The sequence below is a fragment of the Azospirillum sp. P4_B5 genome (assembly GCF_056402275.1).
In genome coordinates this window covers 1-21,611 of sequence record NZ_JBFUHT010000075.1, presented here as the reverse complement: position 1 = coordinate 21,611, position 21,611 = coordinate 1, and the positions used below count along the sequence as shown (strand labels likewise).

Sequence of the window (21,611 nt, the reverse complement as noted above, 5' to 3'; positions counted from 1 at the left end):
CCCCCGCGGCGGTGCCCGCYGGGTTGGCCGCGGCCACCGCCGCGCTGCTCTGGCCGCAGGCGGCGGAGGCGCGGGCCGGCGGAGGCCGAAGCTCCAGCGGGGGATACAGCCGCCCGTCCGTACGCACCCCGTCCTTCTCCACCCGTTCCGCCCCGTCGCGCGCGCCGTCCACCGGCAGCGGCGGCTACAGCCGTCCCCAAAGCGGGCCGTCCTACGGCTCTCCCGGCGGGGCGCCGTCCGGCGGCGGCGATCTGGGCGTGTCGCGGCGGTCGAGCGGCGAGGCGCTGGACCGCTACCGGGCGCAGCAGCAACAGCAGCAACAGCGGGAACGCACCCCGCCGGTCGCCGCGCCGCCTCCCCGTTCCGGGTCCGGGTCCGCTTCCGGGGCCGGCTGGGGAGGGGGCTGGCAGGGCGGCGGTGGCTCCGGCGCGGGCTGGGGGCAGCGCCGCACCGGCGGCTATGGGCCGGGCGGCTGGTATGGCGGCTGGCGCCCGCCGGGCTGGGCCTATGGCAGCCGTCCCAGCTTCGGCCTGTGGAACGGGCTGTTCCTGTGGTTCCTGCTCGATAACCTGTCGCGTCCCGGCTACGCCGACTGGTTCCACAACCACCAGGGCGACCCCGGCTACGCGGAATGGCGCGCGGAGGCGGAGCGGCGCGCGCAGGACGACCCCGACCTGCGCCGGCGCCTGGACGATCTCGACACCCGCCTCCGCACGCAGGAGGACCGCCCGCGCGACCCCGGCTACCTGCCGCCGGACATCCCGCGCGACGTCGCGCAGGCCGCGCCGGAGACGCCGTCGTCCCCGGGTGAGTCCAATGGGGACTCCGGGGGTGGCATGGGCACCCTGCTCCTTCTGATTCTGCTCGTCGGGGGGATGGTGGTGGCCGTGACCGTCCTGCGCCGCCGCTCGTCGGGCTCCCGAACCGGAGGTTCCGCCATGAGCCGTTCGCCCTGGAGCACCGCCGCCAGCACCGCCGCCGGCATCGTCAAGGCCAAGGCCTCCGGCGCGTCCTACGAACCGTCGCTGTTCCGCGTGGGCATGACGCTGACCCCCGATCCCACGCCTTTCCTGCTGGGCGGCGGTGCGATCAAGGCCGCGGCGCCGGAGGGCGCCGGCTCGATGGTCAGCGTGGCGGCCGTCGGCACGCTGACGGGCGGCGGCGTGACGCTGCACCGGCTGTATCTTCCGGGCGGGAGCGGCTTCTACCAGCTTCATCTGGGGGCCGGGGGCGCACCGGACGAGTGCCGCTGGTTCTCCGTGCTGGACGAGGTGCATCCCACCGACAACGAGGAATGGGGCTTCTGGCTGGACCCGGCCGACGGGATGATCGGCTATCCGCAGTTCCAGACCAAGGACGGCAAGCTGTACGGGCGGCTGTGGTCGCCCGGCGCGTCCCGCATCGCCCCCATCACCTTCGACGAGACGCTGACCGACCATCGCGGCAGCCGCACCCGCCGCCTGACCGCCATGCTCTACGCGGCTCCCACCGGCGCCGCGGACCCCGCGCCCCGCACCGAGTATGTGCTGGTCGCGGCGGTGGAGGACGGCGGCGAGGCGTGGGTGGAGGTCCGCGCCGGCATCGACGTCAACCCCGCCTCGCTATCCCTCGCCTGAGGCCCTTTCCCACGTTTCCCGCCCGATCCCGCCAGCCCGTATGGAAGACACCATGGACACCAGCGTCGCGCAAATCCTGCAGGGCCTCGAATCCGGCCTGCCGCTGCTGCTTCTGCATTTCGGAGCGACCCTGGCTCTGTTCCTGATCGGGGTGGCCGTCTACATCGCGGTGACGCCGCTGCACGAGCGCGAGCTGCTGGCCAGCGGCAACCAGGCCGCCGGCGTGGTGCTGGGCGGCACGATGGTGGCGCTGGCGATTCCGCTGGCGGCGACGCTGGTGACCAGCCTCGTCCTGGTGGACATCCTGATCTGGGGGACGGTTGCGCTGGTGCTGCAGTTGATTACCTTCCTGATCGCCATCTGGCTGTTCCGCGACCTGCGCCCGATGATCGAATCCGGCAACGTCGCGGCGGGCACGGCGCTGGCCGGCCTCCAGATCGCCGTCGCGCTGCTGAACGCCGGAGCCATGGCGGGGTGAAGACCCGCCGAAACAGAGAGGAACCGCAACCATGATCTCGTTCATCCGCAACCTCGTCGGGGTGAAGACCGATCAGGCCGTCCAGTCGGCGGTGGAAGCCCTGGTGCGCTGGGACCCGAAGGCCGCGACGGAGGCCGAACTGCGCACGATGGAAGAGCATCTGGACAGTCTCGGCCTTCAAGTCGCGCAGGCCCGCGCCGCCTTTGAGAAGGAGCAGAAGGAGGCCGACGCCATCCTTCAACTCTCCCGCCAGCGCATGGCCGCCGCCGAGCATCTGCAAGGCCACGCGGAGGCGGAAACCGACGCCGGTCGCAAGGCCCAGCTCGAAAAGAGCCTGGAAACGCTGGTGGGGATGCTTGAGCAGATGGCTCCGGACATCGATCGGGAGGAGCAGGACGCCGTGGACGCGCGCGAGTTCCTGACGATGCTGGAAACGACCTATGCCGAGGCTGGAGGCAAGCTGAAGGCCGCCCGCAGCGCGTTGCAGCGGGCCGAACGAGACATGGGCCGCGCCGCCCAGCAGCGCGACACGGCCGAGCAGCGGGCGGAGGCGGCCCGGCAGGCGGCGGGGCTGAGCGGCGCGACCTCCAGCCTCGGCACGGCGTTGAAGGCGATGCAGGATGCGGCGGCCCGCGATCTTGCCCAGGCGGAGGCGTCCAGCGCCAAGGCCCGCCTGCTGAAGCCGTCCAAACCGGAGGAGGACGATCCCAACATCAAGGCGGCGCTCGATGCCGCCACCGGAGCGAAGCCGGCGCCCAGCACCCTGTCCGACCGTCTGGCCTCCCTGAAAAGCCGGCATTGAGGAATGAATAGAATCATCCTATCGGTGGGATAGGATGATCCATATCGATCCTATCGAAGTTCTCCGCCATGCTGCGAGCAGTGAAAGTCTGCTCGGTGGAGGACGACCATGCGCAGGTCCATGGCGGAGCTGTTGAACGAACTGGAACGGCACGGCGTGCGTCTGTTGCCGGGCGGACGCCTGCAGGTGCCGGGCAACGTTCCGGCGCCGCTGCTGATGCGCGCCCACCGCAACCGCCGCGCCCTCAGCGCCGCTTTGACGCCGCCGCGCGGTTGACGGGGCACTTGACCCCAGTCCGTGGAGCGTTGTTCCTGCGCGGACGGCGCCCCACGTCATTGCAACGCCCCCGATGTTCCGGGCGGTCCCGTGCCCAACCAGGAGACCCTGTGTGACGATCCAACTGACCACCCTCGCCAACGGATTCCGCGTGCTGACGGACCACCTGCCGCATCTCGGCACGGTGACCAGCGGCGTCTGGGTCGGCGTCGGGGCGCGCAACGAGCGGCCGGCGGTGAACGGCATCGCCCATTTCCTGGAGCACATGATCTTCAAGGGAACAGAAAGCCGCGACGCGCTGGGCATCGCGCTGGAGATCGAGAACCGCGGCGGCGAATTCAACGCTTACACCGATTACGACGTCACCGCCTATTACACGCAGATGGCCGCCAAGCACGTCGACGTCTCCTGCGAGATCATCGGCGACATCGTGCTGAACTCCGTCTTCCCGGAGGAGGAGGTGGAGAAGGAGCGCGGCGTGGTCATCCAGGAGATCGGCCGCTACGCCGACGAGCCGGAGGACGTGGTCTACGAGGCGTTGCGCCGCACCGCCTTCGACGGGCAGGCGCTTGGCCGCCCGATCCTCGGCCCGAAGGAGAACGTCGCGGGCTTCGGGCGGGAGCATCTGTTCGACTATGTGTCCCATTACGACCCGCGCCGCATGGTCTATGTGGTGTCCGGCAACGTCGATCACGGCACCGTGGTGCGCCGGGCGGAGGCGCTGTTCGGTCATCTGACCGCCAAGGACGACCCCTTCCACGAGACGGTCGTCAACAAGGGAGGGGCGGCGCTGCTGAAGCGCGACGCCGAGCAGGTGCATTTCATGGCGGCCTTCCCCGGCGTCGGCACCGAGGATTCCGCGAGCTACGCGTTGCGCCACCTCGCCAACATTCTGGGCGGCGGCATGACCTCCCGCCTGTTCCAGGAGATCCGGGAGAAGCGCGGGCTGGTCTATTCGGTCTACGCAGCCCCCATCCAGTATGCCGACGGCGGCGCGCTCAGCTTCTACGCCGGGACGGGGCCGGAGGAGGTGGCGGAACTGGTGCCGGTCTTCTTCGAGGAGCTGCGCAAGGCCCGCGACGGCGTGACCGCGGTGGAACTGGAGCGGTCGAAGGAGCAGATGCGCTTCTCGGTGGGCAAGTCGCTGGAATCCACGATGCGCCGCGCCGACCGCTTCGCCCGCACCCTGCTGCGCACCGGCGAGGTGCGGACCATCTCCCTAACCCTCCCCTGCGCCAGCGGGGGAGGGCCGGGGTGGGGGCAAGACGTAGCCCCTACCAGACCACCGCCGGCAGCGCCGCGACCTTCAGCGGCCCCAGGAACAGCCCGCGGTTCTGCACGGTGACCGGGGCGGTCAGCACCGGCTCGCCGTTCGGCCCGGCGGGGCGGGCCAGCAGGCCGAGCATGGTGCGGGCCATCGCCAGATCCTTGGGCCGGAACATCCCCTGGAGCGCGTCCAGCACCGCCTGATACCCGCGCACCTCCGCGGTCAGCGCGGCTTGCGGCTGCAAGGCGGCATCCAGCGCCAGCGTGCCGTTCATCGCCAGCTTCAGCGGTCCCCAATCCACATTCAGCCCGTCGAGCTGGAGCGTGCCGCCGTCGCGGCTCCAGGCCGACAGGCTGGCCGGCTCCGGCTTCGGCGGCTGGCCGAGGATGCGGGCGGTCAGCAAGAGCCGCTGCACCTCGCGGCCCAGCGCGTCCGGCGTGCCGTCGGGCAGGGTGGCGCCGCGCGCCTCCAGCGTGACGGACAGGCCGGTGTCGGTGTGGCTGGCCGGCGGCGCGGCAGGCTGGGTGGCGGTCAGGTCCAGGGCGGCGATGGGAACGGGCTGGGCGTCGGGCTGCGCCACGAGGTTGGTGAAGGCGAGCCGCGCTTCGACCGGCTGGCCGGTCAGGGTGAGGCCGGCATGCCCCCGGCCGCCGTCGCGGGCGACGAGCGTGAAAGGCGGCTGGCTGGGCTGCACCACCGTCACCCGCTGCTCGCCGGGCAAAGACAGGGCGATGCGCGTGTGGTTCCACGGCGGCGCCTCCGCCACCAACCGGGCGCCCCGCCATTCCACGTCGCGGGTGGCGAGGTGCGGCGCCTCCAGCGCAGCGCGGATGGTAAAGGGGTAGCCGCCGACGCTTAGCCCGCCATGGGCCACCACGGTGCCCGCCGCCCGCTGCTCGTCCATCCAAGCAAGCACGCCGCGCTCCACCGCCGCCGCGGCCTGCCACCACCACACCGAATAGGCGCCGGTCAGCAGGGCGAGGGCAAGAACGGCGAAGCCCAAGATCTTCCGAACGCGCATCTGTGGCATTTCCGTTTTGTGGCACCCACCTTATAGCGGGCGGCCAGGGGCCGTGCTAGCATTCACCGTGTCGCCACCGGTCGGCGCACGCTGCATTACTTAAGGGTCATGCTGCTCGATACGCAATCACCTGTTGCCGAGCTTCCGGTCACCGCACCGACGCAGCGTCCGGCATCATCCGCTTCTTCCTGGTCCTCCGACATCGCCGTGACGCCCGGCGCCGACCTCTGGGTCTTCGCCTACGGCTCGCTGATGTGGAACCCGGAGTTCCCCTTTCTGGAGCGCCATCCGGCGGTGCTGGGCGGCTATCACCGCCGCTTCTGCGTCTCCTCCCACCGCTACCGCGGCACGCCGGAGCGGCCCGGTCTGGTGCTGGGCCTGGACCGCGGCGGTTCCTGCCGGGGCATCGTCTTCCGCGTGGCGGCGGAGCGGGTGCCGGAAACCCTCGACCACCTGTGGGACCGCGAGATGCTGAACCGCGTCTACCGGCCCAAGCTGCTGCCGGTGCGCCCGCGCGACGGCGGGACGCCGGTCACCGCCTGCACCTTCGTGGTGGACCGCCGCCACCGGCAGTATTGCGGCTGCATGGACGAGACCGCGATGGCGGAGCGCATCGCCTGCTGCCGCGGCGAGCGCGGCCCGAACCTGGACTATCTCGCCAACACGGTCGCCCATCTGGAGGCCATCGGCATCCGCGACCGCGGGCTGTGCAGCCTGCTGACCGCGGTGCGCGCGCGGATCGGTTGAAGCGGATTCCGCCGCCCTCCCCTAAAGCGGACGTCCGGTCGCTCACCCGGCGACCATGACGCACGCGAGCATGGGGATCGAGGCGCGGCGCGCGGCGGGCATTGACGACAGCCTGTTGCGCTTGTGCGTCGGATTGGAAGGAGAGGGTGGCCTGCTCATGGATTTGGACCAAGCCCTGCGTACGGTTGCGCCGCTGCTTGGCCGCTGTTCCATGTAGGTTGCGACACCAAACTCCGTTGCCGCGTTTTCGGTGGAGCGGCTTGGCGTGACCCTACCGCCTGATCGCCGCCGAGAAGCAAGCCGGTTGCGTTCCGGTGCATGGTGGTGGTCGGGTGTCCCAGGGCACCCTTGGCCACGCGACGGCGTCGCCAAGGGGAACCGGTCATGGCGGAGGCTAGTCAGCCGACGGCGTTGAAGTCGTCCAGCAGGGCGGCGATGCGTCCGCTGTCGCTCTGGTCCATGATGACGCGGGCGCGCCGGGTGGCCTCCTGAAGGTCCAGCTTGCGGATGCGCCGCTTCACCAGGGGGATGGCCGGCGGCACCATCGACAGGTCGCGCACGCCAAGCCCCAGCAACAAGGCCGTGTAGCGCGCATCGCCGGCGATCTCGCCGCAGACCGACACCGGGATGCGGGCGCGCAGCGCCGCCTCGATGGTGAATTGGATCAGGCGCAGCACCGCCGGGTGCAGCGGGTCATAGAGCGAAGCGACCTGCTCGTCGCCGCGGTCGATGGCCAGCGTGTATTGCGTGAGGTCGTTGGTGCCGATGGAGAAGAAGTCGGCGGCGTAGGCCAGAGCGTCGGCGGACAGCGCCGCGCCCGGCACCTCCACCATCACGCCCACCGGCGGCAGCGGGTCGGCGATGGGGACGCCCCGGCGGCGCAGGCGGCGGGCCACCTGGCCCATCATCTCGCGCACGCGCTGCACCTCGGCGACCGAGCAGATCATCGGCAGCAGGATGCGCAGCGGCCCGTGGACGCCGGCGCGCAGCATGGCGGCGAGCTGCGTCTCCAGCAGCTTCGGCTCGCGCAGGCCCAGCCGGACCGCGCGCAGGCCGAGCGCCGGGTTCGCCGGTTCGCCGTAGCGGCCCGCCATCCAGCCGGCCAGCTTCTCCCCGCCCACATCCATGGTCCGGGCGGTGACGGTGCGTCCGCCCATACCCTCCACGATGGAGCGCAGGACGGTGTACTGTTCGTCCTCGTCCGGCAGCTGGTCGCGGTTCATGAACAGGAACTCGGTGCGCAGCAGCCCGATCCCCTGCGCCCCGTTCTCCAGCGCGTGGTCGAGATCGCGCGGCAGTTCCAGATTGGCCTGGAGCGTCACCGCGGTGTTGTCGCGGGTGACTGCCGGCAGCTTGCGCAGGCCCTTCAGCTGCTCCCGCTCCCGCTCCCGCTCGGCGCGGCGCTGCCGGTAGTCCTCCAGCACCTCGGGGGTGGGGTCGATGATGACGCGCCCCTGAACCCCGTCCACGATGATCGTGACCCCGTTCTTCAGCCCGGACAGCAGCCCGCCGACGCCCAGCACCGCCGGAATGCCCAGCGACCGCGCCATGATCGCCGTGTGCCCCTCGGCGCCGCCGAGCACGGTGGCGAAGCCGGCGACGCGGCGCGGGTCGAGCAGGGCGGTGTCCGCCGGGGTCAGCTCCTCGGCCAGGATCACCGAACCGGGGTTCAGCATGGAGAAGGCCTGATACTCGTGCCGCATCAGGTTGCGGATCAGCCGCCGCCCCACCTCGCGCACGTCGGCGATTCGCCCGGCGAGGTAGCTGTCCTCCATGCTCGCGAAGGTCTGGGCGATGGTGGCGATCTCCGCCTGGACCGCGGCCTCGGCGTTGACCAGCTCCTGCTGGATTCGCCGTTCGACGCCGCGCGTCAGGCGGGAGTTGGTGACCATCGCCAGATGGGCGTCGAGAAGGAAGCCGATCTCCTCCGACGCGGAGCCGGGCAGCACCAGCGCCTTGGCCTTCAGCTTGCGGATCTGGCGGCGTGCCTTGCCGCAAGCATCGGTGAAGCGCGCGGCCTCGGCCTCCACCTGGTCGGCGGTGAGCGTGTATTCGGGGACGCGGACGGCGCCGCTCTCCACCACATGGGCCGGGCCGATGGCAATGCCGGGCGAAACGCCCAACCCGCGCAACGACCGCCCCTGGCCGGTGGCCGGAACGTCAGTCTTCATCGAACTTGCGGGTGATCAGATCCACGAGTGCCGCCATGGCCTCCTCGGCCTCGTTGCCATAGGCGTACAATTCGACCGAGGTGCCAGGGCCGGCGGCCAGCATCATCAGGCCCATGATGGATTCGCCCGACACCTGCGTCTCGCCGCGCCGCACCTCGATCTCGCAATCGAAGGTGGCGACCAGCTTCACGAATTTCGCCGCGGCGCGGGCATGCAGGCCGCGCTGGTTGCAGATGGTGACGCTTTGGCAGATTTCGGGGTTTCGGCCCTCGGGATTCCGCCCTTCGATTCCAGGAGCGCCTTGCTCGGGCGCCTTCTCGTCCGGAGAACTCATCGGGTCACCCGTCCGACAGCAGCGAGGAAGCGACGTTGATGTATTTCTGCCCGGCCTCCCGCGCGGCGCTCACGGCGTGGGTCAGCGTTTCCTGGCGGCGCACGCTGGCCAGCTTGATCAGCATCGGCAGGTTCACGCCGGCGATCACCTCCACCTTCGCCTTGTCCATGATGGAGATGGCGAGGTTGGACGGGGTTCCGCCGAACATGTCGGTCAGCACGACGACGCCGGACCCATCGTCCACGTCGGCAACGGAGTTCAGAATGTCCTGACGGCGCTGCTCCATGTCGTCGTCTGGGCCGATGCACACGGCCCGCACCTGCTGCTGCTCACCCACCACATGCTCCAGCGCGGCGATGAACTCTGCCGCGAGGCGCCCGTGGGTTACCAGAACCATACCGATCATGGGACATCCTTCAATTCTGGAGCCTCCCCCGAAGCCACATTCATATTGCGGCACTTATGAACGATCCCTTATCCGGATCGCCTCGACCCGCTCCCCTGGTCAACCCCTCTGGTCCGCCCTTCGGCTGTCAGCCGGCCCGCGGGGCCTGCCGTTCCAGCTCCCGGTGGCTGATCCCGACCGTCAGACCCAGCCCGTCCAGCCACGCGGCCAGCCGTTCGGCGACGAACACGGACCGGTGCTTGCCGCCGGTGCAGCCAATTGCAATGGTCAGGTAGCTCTTGCCCTCCTGTTTGTAGCGCGGCAGAAGCGGCTGCAACAGATCCGTCAGATGACGGAAGAACTCGGCGAAATCCGGGTCGTCCTCCACCCGCGCCGCCACACGGGGGTCCAGGCCGGTCAGCGGTCGCAGTTCCGGATCATAATGGGGATTCGTCAGGAAGCGTACGTCGAACACGAGGTCCGCCTCGCGAGGCAACCCCATCCGGAACGAGAAGGAGGTGACGAAGACCTGGAGCGCCGCCTGGGTGCCGATCTGGAAGTTTCCGGCCAGGATGCGGCGCAGGTCGTGGATCGACAATTGCGTGGTGTCGATGGTCACGTCGGCCTGCTGCTTCAGCGGCAGCAGCATGGCGCGCTCCAGCTGGATGCCGTCGGGCACCGGGCGGTCGATGGCCAGCGGATGGCGGCGGCGCGTCTCGGTGAAGCGGCGCTGCAGGGTCTCGTCCCCGCAATCGAGGAAGACCAGCCGGACGTCCAGCTCGGCGTGGGACTTCAGCGCCTCCACCTCTTCCAGCATGGCGTGGGCGGAGAAGTCGCGGGTGCGGCTGTCGATGACCAGGGCCAGCGGGCGCCGGCGCGGGTCGGCCTGCTCCAGCAGCGCCGGGACCAGCGAGAGGCGCAGGTTGTCCACCGCCTCGTAGCCCAGATCCTCCAGCGCCTTCAGGGCGATCGACATGCCGGCTCCGGACATGCCGGTGACGAGCACGAGTTGGCCGTCCTGGCCCGTGAGCCGTTCCGTGGGATGGCTTTCGAAGGGGAGGCGTTCGGTCATGGCAGGTCCGGAACCTTTCCCAGAGAGCCGGCCCGCGCGGCGCCGGCAGCCAGCTTGAGCTTGGCCGGAGTTGAGGCGTCGAAGGGGCAGAGGGCGAGGCGCGGCACGGTCCGGTCGAGAAGATCCGCCACCTCTTCCCCAGGCAGGCGTTCCATGGCGTCTCGCGGCACCAGATCGACGACCAGCCCGACTTCCGCTTCCGTGGCGGTGGGCACGGGCATGATGCCGACGCCCCGCACCTCCAGCAGGCCGGCCAACGCCGCCGGCGCCGTCGCCATCAGCCTGCCCCGGTCCACGCGCAGTTCCACCCGGTCGTCAGCAACCAACAACGCACCCGCATCGATCATCCGCAAGGCCAGATCGGACTTGCCGCTGCCCGACGGCCCCCGCAGCAGCACGCCGACGGGTGTTCCGCCCCGGTGGTCGCCGCCCCGTATGCCGCCGTTTTCATGGCCGTCATTCCATGTGCCGACCAAGACGCAGGTGCCGTGAATCGTTACCATGATCCCGCGAAGGTGAGGCGTGCCGCTGGTTCTGTCAATGGGATGCCGAAAATGCATCCTTTCCCGCCCGATACGCCTCGAATGCGCCGGTGCGCCCGCCTTGGCCCAATGCCTGCCGCCCCGATTCCCGGCCTCAGCCCGGCCTGTCGCCGCCCGCGGTCAAACCGATGCGCAGGCCGGTCGGACGGTGCGGCGGATGTCCGCCAACTCGCTGGCCAGCGCGTCGCGCCGCCGGATCATCTCGTCCAGATCGTCCAGTTCGGCCGCCTCCTGGCAGGCGGTGCGGAAATCCTTCTCGCGGGCCAGCCGGGTCAACAGATGGGTGTAGCTGTCGGCGATGGTCGCCAGATGACGCTGGGCGCCCTGGAGGGCCTCCGCCAGTTGCGTCCGTTCGTTCGCCGACGCCCGCATCATCCGGGCCAGCTCGCCCTGCTGGACGCTGGCGTCGTTGATGAGACGGGCCAGCCGATAGCGGCGGAAGTCGATGACGTTGGTCGACGCCGGGGTGACTGAAGCCGCAGCGACCGAATTCGGGGTGACCGAAGCCGGGGCGGTTCCGTTGATCGGGCGCGGTGCGATCGGCTTGAGGTCGGGCTTGATGTCTGACATGGCCCTCTTCCGGTTGGTGACGTCCGGTTGTCGAAAGGCCAGCCGTCGCAGGCGCGGGTATGACCAAGATCGAGCATCCGCCGCACCCACGACTTTGTCCATACGTCTTTTCTCAAATTGCAACTATGCCGCATCCACCCTGCGGAATGGAGTCAGGGGCGGGGCAGGCGCACGGTGAAGACGGCGCCGGTCGTCTCCCCGGCACGCCCAAGACGGTTCGCGGCTCGGATGGTGCCGCCATGGGCCTCCACGATTTGCTTGGAGATCGACAGGCCGAGCCCCGAATGGGTGCCGAACTTCTCGCCGGCCGGCCGTTCGGTGTAGAAGCGCTCGAAGATCGCCTCCTCCTTGCCCTCCGGGATGCCGGGGCCGTCGTCGCTGACCGTCACCTCCACCGCGCCGTCCGGGGTGCGCCGGGCCGCCAGCCGGACCTGCCCGCCGGGCGGCGAGAAGGACAGGGCGTTGGCGATCAGGTTCTGGAAGACCTGGGTCAGCCGCCCCTCCAGCCCCCTCACGGTCAGCGACCCGCCCCGTGGCGGCTCGATGACGACTCGCGGCGGAGCCTCCGTTCCGTCTTCGTCCTCGTCCTCTTCCTCGGCGGTGGTGCGGTGGATGTCGGCGAGCGTGCGGAGCATCGCGCCGATGTCCACCGGCTCCAGCGCGGCACGGGACAGCTCGGCGTCCAGGCGCGAGGCGTTGGAGATGTCGCTGATCAGCCGGTCCAGCCGCTGCACGTCGTCGGCGATGATCGCCATCAGCTTGTCGCGGCGGGCCGGGTCTTGGATGCGGCTGACCGTCTCCACGGCGCTGCGCAGCGAGGTGAGCGGGTTCTTGATCTCGTGGGCGACGTCGGCGGCGAATCGCTCGATGGCGTCCATGCGCGCCCACAGCGCCGCCGTCATGTCGCGCAGCACGCCGGACAGCTCCCCGATCTCGTCGCCGCGCCGGGTGAAGTCGGGAATCTCGGTGTGGCGCCCATGGCCGGTGCGCAGCCGGTCGGCGGCTTGGGCCAGCTTGCGGATGGGCCGGGCGATGGTGCCGGCCAGATAGAGCGACAGCAGGACCGTGACCAGAAGCGCCACCGCGAAGACGCGCAGGATGTCGGTGCGCACCGACCGGATGGCCTCGTCGATCACCGTGCCGCTGCGCGACAGCAGCACCGCCCCCAGCACCTCCTTGTAGCGCTGGACCGGGACGGCGACCGTCAGCAGCAGGTTGGAGCGGGCGACGGGGGAGGCCAGCCGCCACACCGTCGCGCTGTTCTCACCGGCCAGCGCCCGCTCCACGTTGGGCGGGGGTGCGGCCGATTCGGCGGCGTGGCCCGGCGGCTCGCGGTAGAGCGGCAGGTTCTCCCGGCTCGGCACCACGTCGATGAAGCGGGCGTAGAACTCGTTGACCGCGCGGGACGCCGGGTCGCCGGAGGGCGGCAGCGGCAGTTCCTGGATCTCGATCTTGCCGGGCGAGCCGGTCAGCACGCGGCTGTCCGACAGCAGCCGCCCGTCCGGACCGTAGAGCCGGGTGTGAGTCTCCGTCGCCAGGGCCAGCCGGCGGATCATCTGGCGCCCCAGCTCCGGCGACAGCTCGTAGCTCTCCTGGCCCGCCTCAGGCTCGTCGGCGGCGCGCTGCACGGCGCCCTCGCCCAGCGCCGAGGCGAAGATGCGCGCCTCCGTCTCCAGCGCGTCCAGCTCCGCCTGGACCAGCCGGTCCTGGTAGCGGCCGAGATAGAGCAGGGCGCCGACCAGCAGCAGCAGCGCCAGCACGTTGACGGCGAGAATCCGCAGGGTCAGCGGCGACGGCACGCCGCGCACCCGGCGCCTGGACGCGGCGCGCGGGGTGGCGCCGGGCTTGACGGGCGGGGAGGGGGCGTGGTCCGGCGCGCGGACCTCACTCCCTGTATCGGTAACCGACGCCATAGAGCGTTTCGATCTGCGCAAAGTCGGAATCAATGGCTTTGAACTTCTTGCGGAGCCGCTTGATGTGGCTGTCGATGGTGCGGTCGTCGACATAGACGTTCTCGCCGTAGGCGGCGTCCATGAGCTGGTCGCGGCTCTTCACATGGCCGGGGCGCTGGGCCAGCGCCTTCACCAGAAGGAACTCCGTCACCGTCAGGTCGATGGGCTGGCCCTTCCAGGTGCAGGAATGGCGGGCGCCGTCCATCACCAGCGGGCCGCGGGTCAGCAGCACGCCGGGTTCCGGCGCGCTCTTGTCGCGGGTCGCCGCCTCGCGCCGCAGCAGGGTGCGGATGCGCTCGACGAGCAGGCGCTGCGAGAAGGGCTTCTTGATGTAGTCGTCCGCGCCCATGCGCAGACCCATCAGCTCGTCCACCTCGTCGTCCTTGCTGGTCAGGAAGATGACCGGCAGATGGCTGGTCTGGCGCAGGCGCTGCAGAAGCTCCATCCCGTCCATGCGCGGCATCTTGATGTCGAGCACGGCGAGGTCGGGCGGGCGCTGGGTCAGGCCGCGCAGCGCCTCGGCGCCGTCGGTGTAGGTGCGCACCTCGAAGCCCTCCGCTTCCAGCGCCATGGCAACGGAGGTCAGGATGTTCCGGTCGTCATCCACCAACGCTACGGTGTGAGACATGTCGTTCGCGTTCCCAATCACACGCCCCGTTTTCGGCGACGGCCTGTGCCGGCGGCCAACTGAAGCGGATGGCCGGGCCGTTGATGTCGCTTACTACGGAAGAATGGTTTCGTCTTATTTCGAAATGCGGGCTTTCCGAATGCTCCACGACGACCTATGGGCGGCGCAAAGGCATGAAAAGCCAACTTTTCGCTTTTCCCAACCTATTTGTCTGGGCCAATATGGCACCAATGCGGCGCCGGGGAAACGGTGCTGCGCGGGAGAACGCATTCGTTTCAGGGCATGAGTTCCGACGAGTCCCCCATCCGTCCGACCCCATCGGGGCCGGGCGCCGCGGCGTCATCGGACGTTGGCGGCCGAACGGGAGGCGCCGCAAGGCGCCTGATGCGTGGTGCCGGTCTGGCGGCGCTGTCCACCGCCCTGCGCGGGGACGACGACCAAGCCGGTGACCAGCACATTGGCCGGGGCGGCTGGCCCTATCCCTCTCTGGTCCAGGTGGCCTTCGACCTCGACGGCACGCCCCTTCTCCTTCTTTCCACCCTTGCCGACCACACGAAGAACATCGCGCGGGATTCCCGCGTCGGCCTTCTGTTCGACGGAACCGCGGGGCTGGCGGAGCCGCTGTCCGGGCCGCGGCTGTCCGTTCTCGGGCGAGCCGAGCGTTCGGAGGAGCCGCGCCACCGCGCCCGCTTCCTGGCGCGCCATCCCGGTGCCGCGCTCTACGCCGGTTTCGCCGATTTCAACGTCTACGCCGTGGCGGTGGAGCGCGCCCATCTGGTGGCCGGCTTCGGCCGGGTGCGGTGGCTCGACCGGGCCGACCTGCTGCTTCCCGGCGTCCCCGCGGCGCTGGCCGAGGCCGAGAGCACCATCCTGAGCCACATGAACGCCGATCACGCCGACGCCTTGCGGCTGTACGCCACGGTTCTGGCCGGACGGTCCGCCGATGGCGCCGGGTCCTGGGCGATGACCGGGATCGACCCCGACGGCTGCGATCTGCGCCGCAGCGGCGAAATGGCGCGGGTTGATTTCGATCACAGCGTGGAAAACCCCGAAGACGCTAGGGTCACTCTCGCCGGGCTCGCCCGGCAGGCCCGCCAGAGCGCGTGCGGCAGTGCGCCCGTCAGCGCACCCGGCGCGGCCGACGGCTCAGTGGATTCGGACGATCGTGACGGCTAACCACGACGCCGCGGCAAGCGGCGCGCAAAGAAGCGCAACCAGGAGAAAACGTCAGTGGACCATAACGGACCAACCCGTTGCCGTTTTGGGTTTGTGGCCCTCGGGCCACCCCTCTCTTGCCAATCAGGACATCGGGCGTGCCCGGGGGGCGCGTCGGGATGACCGCCGTCCGGCCTGCGGGCCGGGCTGCGGTGGTTTGAGCCGGCGGAAAGACACCGCCACCGAACGAGGACGGCTTCGATAAAGGCCGAAAAGGCCAGCCGTCCGGACCTCCGGGCACCGGCCCCAAATCCCATGGGGCGGCGAACCCGGAGACGAGTTGAGAGGCAAAGGATGACCGGAACGACGCGCACGCGGAACAAGAAGCTCCTGGCCTGGGTCGAGGAGATCGCGAACAAATGCAAGCCCGAGCGGGTGCACTGGTGTGACGGATCGCAGGAGGAATACGACCGCCTGTGCGCCGAGATGGTGGAATCGGGCACCTTCATCAAGCTGAACGAGGCCAAGCGCCCGAACTCCTACCTCTGCCGTTCCGATCCGGGCGACGTCGCCCGCGTCGAGGACCGGACCTTCATCTGCTCCGAGCGCAAGGAGGACGCCGGCCCGACCAACAACTGGGTCGCCCCGGCCGAGATGAGGGCGAAGCTGGACGGCCTGTTCGAGGGCTGCATGCGGGGCCGCACCATGTATGTGGTGCCCTTCAGCATGGGGCCGCTGGGCTCGGACATCGCGCACATCGGCGTGCAGATCTCCGACAGCCCCTATGTCGCGGTGAACATGCGCATGATGACCCGCATGGGTCAGAAGGTGCTGGACATCCTGGGCGACGGCGACTTCGTGCCCTGCCTGCATTCCATCGGCGCGCCGCTGGAGCCCGGACAGCCGGACGTGGCCTGGCCGTGCAACGCCGATCACAAGTACATCGTCCATTTCCCGGCCGATCACTCGATCGTTTCCTTCGGTTCGGGCTACGGCGGCAACGCCCTGCTCGGCAAGAAGTGCTTCGCGCTGCGCATCGCCTCTTCGATGGGCCGCGAGCAGGGCTGGCTGGCCGAGCACATGCTGATCCTCGGCGTGGAAAGCCCGGAGGGCGAGAAGACCTACGTTGCCGCCGCCTTCCCGTCGGCCTGCGGCAAGACCAACTTCGCCATGCTGGTTCCCCCGGCCGAGTTCGAAGGCTGGAAGGTCCGCACCATCGGTGACGACATCGCCTGGGTGAAGCCGCAGCCGGACGGCACGCTGCGCGCCATCAACCCGGAGGCCGGCTTCTTCGGCGTGGCGCCGGGCACCAGCATCAAGTCGAACCCGAACGCGCTGAAGACCCTGAACGCCAACGTCATCTTCACCAACGTCGCGCTGACCGACGATGGTGACGTGTGGTGGGAGGGACTGACCGACGAGGCGCCGGCCCACCTGATCGACTGGCAGGGCAACGACTGGACCCCGGCGTCGGGCCGTCCGGCCGCGCACCCGAACTCGCGCTTCACCGCCCCGGCGGCGCAGTGCCCGTCGATCGATCCGGCCTGGGAGGACCCGGCGGGCGTTCCGATCTCCGCCTTCATCTTCGGCGGCCGCCTGTCCAAGACCTTCCCGCTGGTCTTCGAGGCCTACAACTGGCGCGAGGGCGTCTATTGGGCGGCGACCATGGGCTCGGAGGCGACCGCCGCCGCCGTGGGCCAGGCCGCCATCCGCCGCGACCCCTTCGCCATGCTGCCCTTCTGCGGCTACAACATGGCCGATTACTGGAACCATTGGCTGGCGATGGAAGGCCGGGTGGAGAACCTGCCGCGCATCTACCGCGTCAACTGGTTCCGCAAGGATGAGAACGGCAAGTTCGTCTGGCCGGGCTTCGGCGACAACATGCGCGTCCTGCGCTGGATCGTCGACCGCGTCCGCGGCCGTGCGGTGGATGCGGCGGAGAGCCCGTTCGGCTACATGCCGCGTTACCAGGACCTGAACTGGGCCGGTCTGGACTTCGCCGAGGACAAGTTCCGCAAGATCATGGACATCGACCGGAAGGAAGCCGAGGCCGAGGCCAAGGACCAGGAGGAGTTGTTCAACCGCTTCGGCAGCCACCTGCCGGACGAGATCGAGCAGCAGCGCGTGGCACTCCTCAAACGTCTGGAGGAGGCTCCGGACACTTGGCGAATCGGCTGATCGGGCCGCCACCGGATCGTCTGAACGCGTGAAGAGGGGCCGCCCGTGGGCGGTCCCTTTTCTTTTGCGCATGTGGCTGCGGCGGGGGTGCTTTTCGGGTACTCCTTTCGTGACACGATCCTTTGTCACGGCTAGGATCGCGTCCGACGCCGGGTGATTTACAAAAACTCAAGGGATTGCTGCGTCACTGGGCCGGCGGACCGCAAGCACGCCCGCCTGACCGGCCATCCGCGGAGTGGACCGGTCAAAACACGGAAAATGACGCTGGAGGACGGAAGACATGTTCGTGATGATCGGCTTCGGCGTCGTGGTGTTCAGCGTCTTCGGGGGCTACGTCCTGGGTGGCGGCCACCTGGGCGTGCTGTGGATGCCCTTCGAGTTCATGATCATCCTGGGCTCCGCCGCCGGCGCGTTTTTGATCGGCAACCCAAAAGCGGTGGTCACACACACCGGCAAGGAACTCGGCCACCTCTTCAAAGGACCAAAATACAAAAAAGACGATTTCCTCGAACTTCTCACCATGATGTATCAGGTCTTCAAGATCGCGAAGACCAAGGGGCTTCTTGCTCTTGAGCAGCATATTGAAAAACCAGAAGACTCCCCACTCTTCCAACAATTTCCAAAGTTCTACGGCGACCACCACGCCATATCTTTCCTCTGCACCTATCTTCGCCTGATGTCGCTCGGGGCCGACAACCCGCACGAACTGGTCGACCTGATGGACGAGGACATCGAGACCATGCACCACGAGCATCAGAGGATCGCCGACGCCATCCAGGCGGTCGCCGATGCCGTTCCGGCGCTGGGCATCGTGGCGGCGGTGCTGGGCGTGATCCACACCATGGGATCGATCACCGAGCCGCCGGAAGTCCTGGGCAAGCTGATCGGCGGCGCGCTGGTCGGCACCTTCACCGGCATTCTCGTCGCCTACGGCTTCCTGGCGCCGATCGCCAGCGGCCTGAAGAACATCTACCATGCCGAAGGGAAATACTATCAGGCGATGAAGATCGGCCTGATCGCGCATTTGTCCGGTTACGCGCCGGCCATCTCCGTGGAATATTCGCGAAACGTGCTGGAGCCCGAATACCGGCCGAGCTTCGCCCAGTTGGAAGAGGCCACGTCCGCCCTGCCGCCCGCCTGACGCCGGATCCGCCCCCCATGTCTCCGACCTCGTCCGAAGGCGCCGTTACCATCCTGTGGAACGAAGGGACGGTGGGGGAGTGGGCTTCGCTTTTCGCCCGCGTTCCCCGCTCCACCCTGCCGCAGTGCTTCGCCTATGCCGGCGCCATGGGGCGCACCCACGGCTTCGTGCCGCGGCTCGGCTTGATCCGCCGGGATGGCGCGCCCATCGGGATCGTCCAGCTTCTGGAGCGGCGCACGCTCCGCCTGTTCCACCAGCGCCAGATCCACCGCGGCCCGCTCTGGCTCGACGGGGTTGAACCGGATCTGGAGACCCAGGAGGCGGTCTTTCGCCTGCTGCGCCGGGCCTGCCCCGACAATCCGCTGAACCGCGCCAGCCTGCTTCCCGAACTGGCCGCCGGGCCGGAAGCCGAGGCGATGCTGCGCCGCTGCGGTTTCCGCCGCTTCGGCCCCGGCTACCGCACGGTCTGGCTCGACCTGTCGCGTGGCGAGGACGAGTTGCGCGCGGCGATGGCCCGCGACTGGCGCCAGCGGTTGAAGGGGGCGGAGAAGGCGGGGCTGGTCATCGACCTCGACTGGGAGGCCAAGAACCTGCCCTGGCTGATGAAGCAGGAGCATGAGCAGGCCCTGACGAAGCAGTTCCGCCCCATGACCGGCGCCCTGGCCGTGCGCATCCGCAACGCGCTGCTGAAAGGTGGGGGGAAAGGCGACGGGGTGCTGATGGTCGCCGCCCTGGAAAGCCGTTCCAACAACGCGACTCCGGCAGCGAGTGCCCTCTTCTACATCCATGGTGATTCGGCCACCTACCAGATCGGCTGGTCCAGCGAGTCGGGGCGCAAGAGCGGGGCGATGCGGCTGGTGCTGTGGCGGGCGGCCCTGGCGCTCAAGGCGCGCGGCGTGGGTTGGCTCGACCTCGGCGGTATCAACCCGGACAGCGCGCCGGGCGTCACGGAGTTCAAGCTGGGGACTGGCGGCCAGGCGGTGGAAAGCGTCGGCCTGTTTCGCTGAAGCCCTCTTCGATTTATCGAGTGCCGTTGCAACACGGCGCCGACTGTCTCATCCTGATCGCGAGCGGAGGGAGTACGCCATGGCCAAAGACGACATGAAACCGGAAGAGGCGCAACTGGCCATCGCCAAGGCGGCCCAGATGAAGCCGCAGGTTCAGGCCATGCGCGATCGTCTCCGCAAGATGGCGGACGACGAGGAGAGGGGCGTTCAGATCCTCGCCAGCGCCATCCGCCGCTTTCTTCACCAGGAATAGGAGAGGCGACGCCTCAGCAGGTGGTCGCCTTGGTGCAGCCCTTGTCTTCGTGCGATCCCGGGGTGCGGGCAAGCTGGAGGCCGCTGCGCACCTGCTCGAAGGTCTTCTCCAGCGACCGCACCGTCTGCTCGAAGGCTTGCAGCTCACGGCCCTCCAGCTTGTCACCCGTCGGCAGGTCGATGCTCTTCGGATTGATCTGCTGGCCGCCCCTCAGCACCTCGTAATGCAGGTGCGGCCCGGTGGACCGCCCGGTGGTGCCGACATAGCCGATGACGTCGCCCTGGTCGACGCGGGCGCCGCGGCGCGTGCTCTTGGCGATCCGGCTCAGATGGGCGTAGGCCGTGGCGATCTGGGTGTTGTGGCGGATGCGGATGTAGTTGCCGTAGGCGCCGTTCGGCCCGACCTCCTCGACCACACCGCCGCCCGCGGCGTAGATCGGCGTGCCGGTCGGCGCGCCGAAATCCATGCCCTTGTGCATCTTGCTGAAGCCGAGGATCGGGTGGTGGCGCATGCCGAAGCCCGAGGTGATCCGCGCGCCGTCGATCGGCGTGCGCAGCAGGGCGCGGCGGATGCTTTCGCCGTCGCGGTTGTAGTAGTCGATCCGCCCGTCCCGGCTCTTGTGCCGGTAGATCGGGTACTCCTTGCCGCTCAGCACCAGCGCGGCATAGAGCACGTCGCCTTCGCCGGCGTTCTTGCCGTCGGCGGTGACCAACCGTTCATAAAGGACCTCAAATTGGTCGCCCGGCTGAAGGTCGCGCTGGAAGTCCACGTCATACGAATAGTCGCGGATCAGCGCCATCATCACCGATACCGGCACGCCGGCGGCGTTCCCCGCCTCGAACAGGCTCGACCGGATCACCGTCTGCGCGGCGACCGGCTGGCGGGTGACCGCCTTCTCCGATTCGCTCGACGTAAAATCGCTGTCGCCCTTGCGGGACACGGAGACGGAGCGCACCACGTCCGGAAGGAACTCCAGCCCAACGAATCGCTTGCTTCCGCCACGGCGCGGCTCGAACAGAACGGTGACCTGCTGGCCGACCTGCAGCTTGCGCGGATCGTAGACCTTGCGCAGGGCCGCGATGGCGTTGCTTGCCTCGTCCGCCGGGACGTCCACCCCGGTCAGCATGTCCATCAGCGTGTCGCCGCGTCCGACGGACAGGATGTGGCGGTGCGCGGACGAGGACCGCTCGTCATCGTCTTCGCCGGTCTCTTTGGCCGCCGTCTCTTTGCTGGAGTCCTTGGCGACCCGCTCCGGCGGGGCCGTGCGCCCGCCCGCCGCATAGGCAGGCGCGGCGACCGTGTGGGTGAGGAGCCCCGCCAGACCAGCGGCAACCAGGGCGAGCGTGGGAAGGCCACCGAGCCTCGAACGCACCGTCATCCTCCTATTGCTTCCTCACACGTTTCGGACCGTTGTGGCGGCGGGCTGTTCGGCCGCCCGGGGAGCTACCACTTTCTATCAGCGACCTTGCGCACCCTTTTTGTCACTGTCAACCCGATAGGGGTATCTGCGTCAATTGGTTGTGCGCGCCAGGGCCGTCTCTTCCCCACGTCCCTGAACACCGTCATGGCGGGATGCTCGATCCGGGGAGGGACGGACATACACCGATTCCAGCTTGGACTACGGTGATAAGTCGTTCCGTGAAGAATTTTTCATGGAAATGCAAAAAGCCCTTGCATCGCTCGGTGGGGTGCGCTTATAAACCGCTCCACCGACGCAGGGCTGCAGACAAGCGCAGCAGCGACGGATCAAAAAGCGGATGACGATCCAAGAAACGGCGCCAAGTACTCGGCGCTGTTTGCTTCGTCTCCGAATTTCTGGTTCATCGGTTTTGGCCCTGGTGGCCTGCTCCTCGAAGGGGCTGGGCGTGGGGTATTGCGGTTCTCCTGGAGCCGCGGGATCTTGGATATCGTTGATACCGTGTTGTGAGAAGGGATGCGCAGGCGGCGGTTTTGRCCGTTGGCCGCGGACCGGTTCCGGAAGGGACTGGCATCGCGGGTCGCTTGAGCATCTCGGTC

21 protein-coding genes and 1 pseudogene are annotated in these 21,611 nt (G+C 68.7%); 12 read left to right on the top strand and 10 right to left on the bottom strand.

Features of this window, described 5'->3' with window-relative positions:
- From AC1DVI_RS30800 to AC1DVI_RS30780, 5 genes are all read left to right on the top strand, one after another.
- On the top strand, positions 1 to 1,616 hold a 1,616-nt coding region (locus tag AC1DVI_RS30800; protein ID WP_476961211.1), incomplete at its 5' end, for a DUF2491 family protein.
- A 52-nt stretch (positions 1,617 to 1,668) separates the two neighbouring features.
- Positions 1,669 to 2,094 (top strand): DUF350 domain-containing protein, encoded by a 426-nt coding sequence (locus AC1DVI_RS30795; RefSeq protein ID WP_476961210.1) that lies wholly within the window; start codon positions 1,669 to 1,671, stop codon positions 2,092 to 2,094.
- A 31-nt stretch (positions 2,095 to 2,125) separates the two neighbouring features.
- Complete coding sequence (locus tag AC1DVI_RS30790) at positions 2,126 to 2,896, top strand: hypothetical protein (RefSeq protein ID WP_476961209.1); 771 nt, start codon at positions 2,126 to 2,128, stop codon at positions 2,894 to 2,896.
- A 108-nt stretch (positions 2,897 to 3,004) separates the two neighbouring features.
- Positions 3,005 to 3,172, top strand: a complete 168-nt coding sequence (locus AC1DVI_RS30785; RefSeq protein WP_167555921.1) for a hypothetical protein — start codon at positions 3,005 to 3,007, stop codon at positions 3,170 to 3,172.
- Positions 3,173 to 3,284: 112 nt separating this feature from the next.
- Positions 3,285 to 4,517, top strand: a complete 1,233-nt coding sequence (locus AC1DVI_RS30780; RefSeq protein WP_476961208.1) for a M16 family metallopeptidase — start codon at positions 3,285 to 3,287, stop codon at positions 4,515 to 4,517.
- Here the strand turns inward: AC1DVI_RS30780 and AC1DVI_RS30775 are convergent.
- Positions 4,447 to 5,460 (bottom strand): DUF2125 domain-containing protein, encoded by a 1,014-nt coding sequence (locus tag AC1DVI_RS30775; protein WP_476961207.1) that lies wholly within the window; start codon positions 5,458 to 5,460, stop codon positions 4,447 to 4,449. The genes AC1DVI_RS30780 and AC1DVI_RS30775 overlap by 71 nt on opposite strands.
- A gap of 108 nt (positions 5,461 to 5,568) precedes the next feature.
- Here AC1DVI_RS30775 and AC1DVI_RS30770 point away from each other — a divergent pair, with 108 nt between their 5' ends.
- Positions 5,569 to 6,207 (top strand): gamma-glutamylcyclotransferase, encoded by a 639-nt coding sequence (locus tag AC1DVI_RS30770; protein WP_476961206.1) that lies wholly within the window; start codon positions 5,569 to 5,571, stop codon positions 6,205 to 6,207.
- Between the two features lie 49 nt (positions 6,208 to 6,256).
- Positions 6,257 to 6,424 (top strand): annotated as a pseudogene (locus AC1DVI_RS30765) (PLP-dependent transferase); the annotation flags it as partial.
- 181 nt (positions 6,425 to 6,605) lie between these two features.
- Here AC1DVI_RS30765 and ptsP read toward each other — a convergent pair.
- From ptsP to AC1DVI_RS30725, 8 genes are all read right to left on the bottom strand, one after another.
- Entirely contained in the window at positions 6,606 to 8,378 is a 1,773-nt protein-coding gene (gene ptsP / locus AC1DVI_RS30760) for a phosphoenolpyruvate--protein phosphotransferase (protein ID WP_149167539.1), read from the bottom strand.
- Positions 8,368 to 8,712 carry an HPr family phosphocarrier protein gene (locus AC1DVI_RS30755; RefSeq protein WP_247890153.1) on the bottom strand — a complete coding sequence of 115 codons (345 nt, stop codon included), beginning with the start codon at positions 8,710 to 8,712 and terminating at the stop codon, positions 8,368 to 8,370. Before AC1DVI_RS30755 ends, ptsP begins: the two co-directional genes overlap by 11 nt.
- 4 nt (positions 8,713 to 8,716) lie before the next feature.
- Entirely contained in the window at positions 8,717 to 9,118 is a 402-nt protein-coding gene (locus AC1DVI_RS30750) for a PTS sugar transporter subunit IIA (RefSeq protein WP_149167538.1), read from the bottom strand.
- 127 nt (positions 9,119 to 9,245) lie between these two features.
- Complete coding sequence (rapZ, locus tag AC1DVI_RS30745) at positions 9,246 to 10,169, bottom strand: RNase adapter RapZ (RefSeq protein WP_476961205.1); 924 nt, start codon at positions 10,167 to 10,169, stop codon at positions 9,246 to 9,248.
- Positions 10,166 to 10,672, bottom strand: a complete 507-nt coding sequence (locus AC1DVI_RS30740) for an HPr kinase/phosphorylase (RefSeq protein ID WP_476961204.1) — start codon at positions 10,670 to 10,672, stop codon at positions 10,166 to 10,168. The genes rapZ and AC1DVI_RS30740 overlap by 4 nt, the downstream gene beginning before the upstream one ends.
- A gap of 159 nt (positions 10,673 to 10,831) precedes the next feature.
- Complete coding sequence (locus AC1DVI_RS30735; RefSeq protein ID WP_476961203.1) at positions 10,832 to 11,281, bottom strand: hypothetical protein; 450 nt, start codon at positions 11,279 to 11,281, stop codon at positions 10,832 to 10,834.
- Positions 11,282 to 11,433: 152 nt separating this feature from the next.
- Complete coding sequence (locus tag AC1DVI_RS30730; RefSeq protein ID WP_476961202.1) at positions 11,434 to 13,194, bottom strand: stimulus-sensing domain-containing protein; 1,761 nt, start codon at positions 13,192 to 13,194, stop codon at positions 11,434 to 11,436.
- The gene (locus tag AC1DVI_RS30725; protein ID WP_145689272.1) at positions 13,166 to 13,861 is read right to left on the bottom strand and encodes a response regulator transcription factor; all 696 of its coding nucleotides are present in this window, start codon (positions 13,859 to 13,861) and stop codon (positions 13,166 to 13,168) included. The genes AC1DVI_RS30730 and AC1DVI_RS30725 overlap by 29 nt, the downstream gene beginning before the upstream one ends.
- A 384-nt stretch (positions 13,862 to 14,245) precedes the next feature.
- Between AC1DVI_RS30725 and AC1DVI_RS30720 the strand changes: the two genes are divergently transcribed.
- The 5 genes from AC1DVI_RS30720 (at position 14,246) to AC1DVI_RS30700 (ending at position 19,595) form a co-directional block, all read left to right on the top strand.
- Positions 14,246 to 15,037: a HugZ family pyridoxamine 5'-phosphate oxidase gene (locus AC1DVI_RS30720; protein WP_476961201.1), complete on the top strand. Its 792-nt coding sequence runs from the start codon at positions 14,246 to 14,248 to the stop codon at positions 15,035 to 15,037.
- A gap of 294 nt (positions 15,038 to 15,331) precedes the next feature.
- Positions 15,332 to 17,194: a phosphoenolpyruvate carboxykinase (GTP) gene (locus AC1DVI_RS30715; RefSeq protein ID WP_476961200.1), complete on the top strand. Its 1,863-nt coding sequence runs from the start codon at positions 15,332 to 15,334 to the stop codon at positions 17,192 to 17,194.
- A gap of 280 nt (positions 17,195 to 17,474) precedes the next feature.
- Positions 17,475 to 18,335 (top strand): flagellar motor stator protein MotA, encoded by an 861-nt coding sequence (motA, locus tag AC1DVI_RS30710; protein WP_035682389.1) that lies wholly within the window; start codon positions 17,475 to 17,477, stop codon positions 18,333 to 18,335.
- A 17-nt stretch (positions 18,336 to 18,352) separates the two neighbouring features.
- The gene (locus AC1DVI_RS30705; protein ID WP_476961199.1) at positions 18,353 to 19,342 is read left to right on the top strand and encodes a lipid II:glycine glycyltransferase FemX; all 990 of its coding nucleotides are present in this window, start codon (positions 18,353 to 18,355) and stop codon (positions 19,340 to 19,342) included.
- A 79-nt stretch (positions 19,343 to 19,421) separates the two neighbouring features.
- Positions 19,422 to 19,595 (top strand): hypothetical protein, encoded by a 174-nt coding sequence (locus AC1DVI_RS30700; RefSeq protein ID WP_170295990.1) that lies wholly within the window; start codon positions 19,422 to 19,424, stop codon positions 19,593 to 19,595.
- A 13-nt stretch (positions 19,596 to 19,608) separates the two neighbouring features.
- Here the strand turns inward: AC1DVI_RS30700 and AC1DVI_RS30695 are convergent, their stop codons facing one another.
- Complete coding sequence (locus tag AC1DVI_RS30695; RefSeq protein ID WP_476961198.1) at positions 19,609 to 20,973, bottom strand: peptidoglycan DD-metalloendopeptidase family protein; 1,365 nt, start codon at positions 20,971 to 20,973, stop codon at positions 19,609 to 19,611.
- Positions 20,974 to 21,611: the final 638 nt, after the last annotated feature.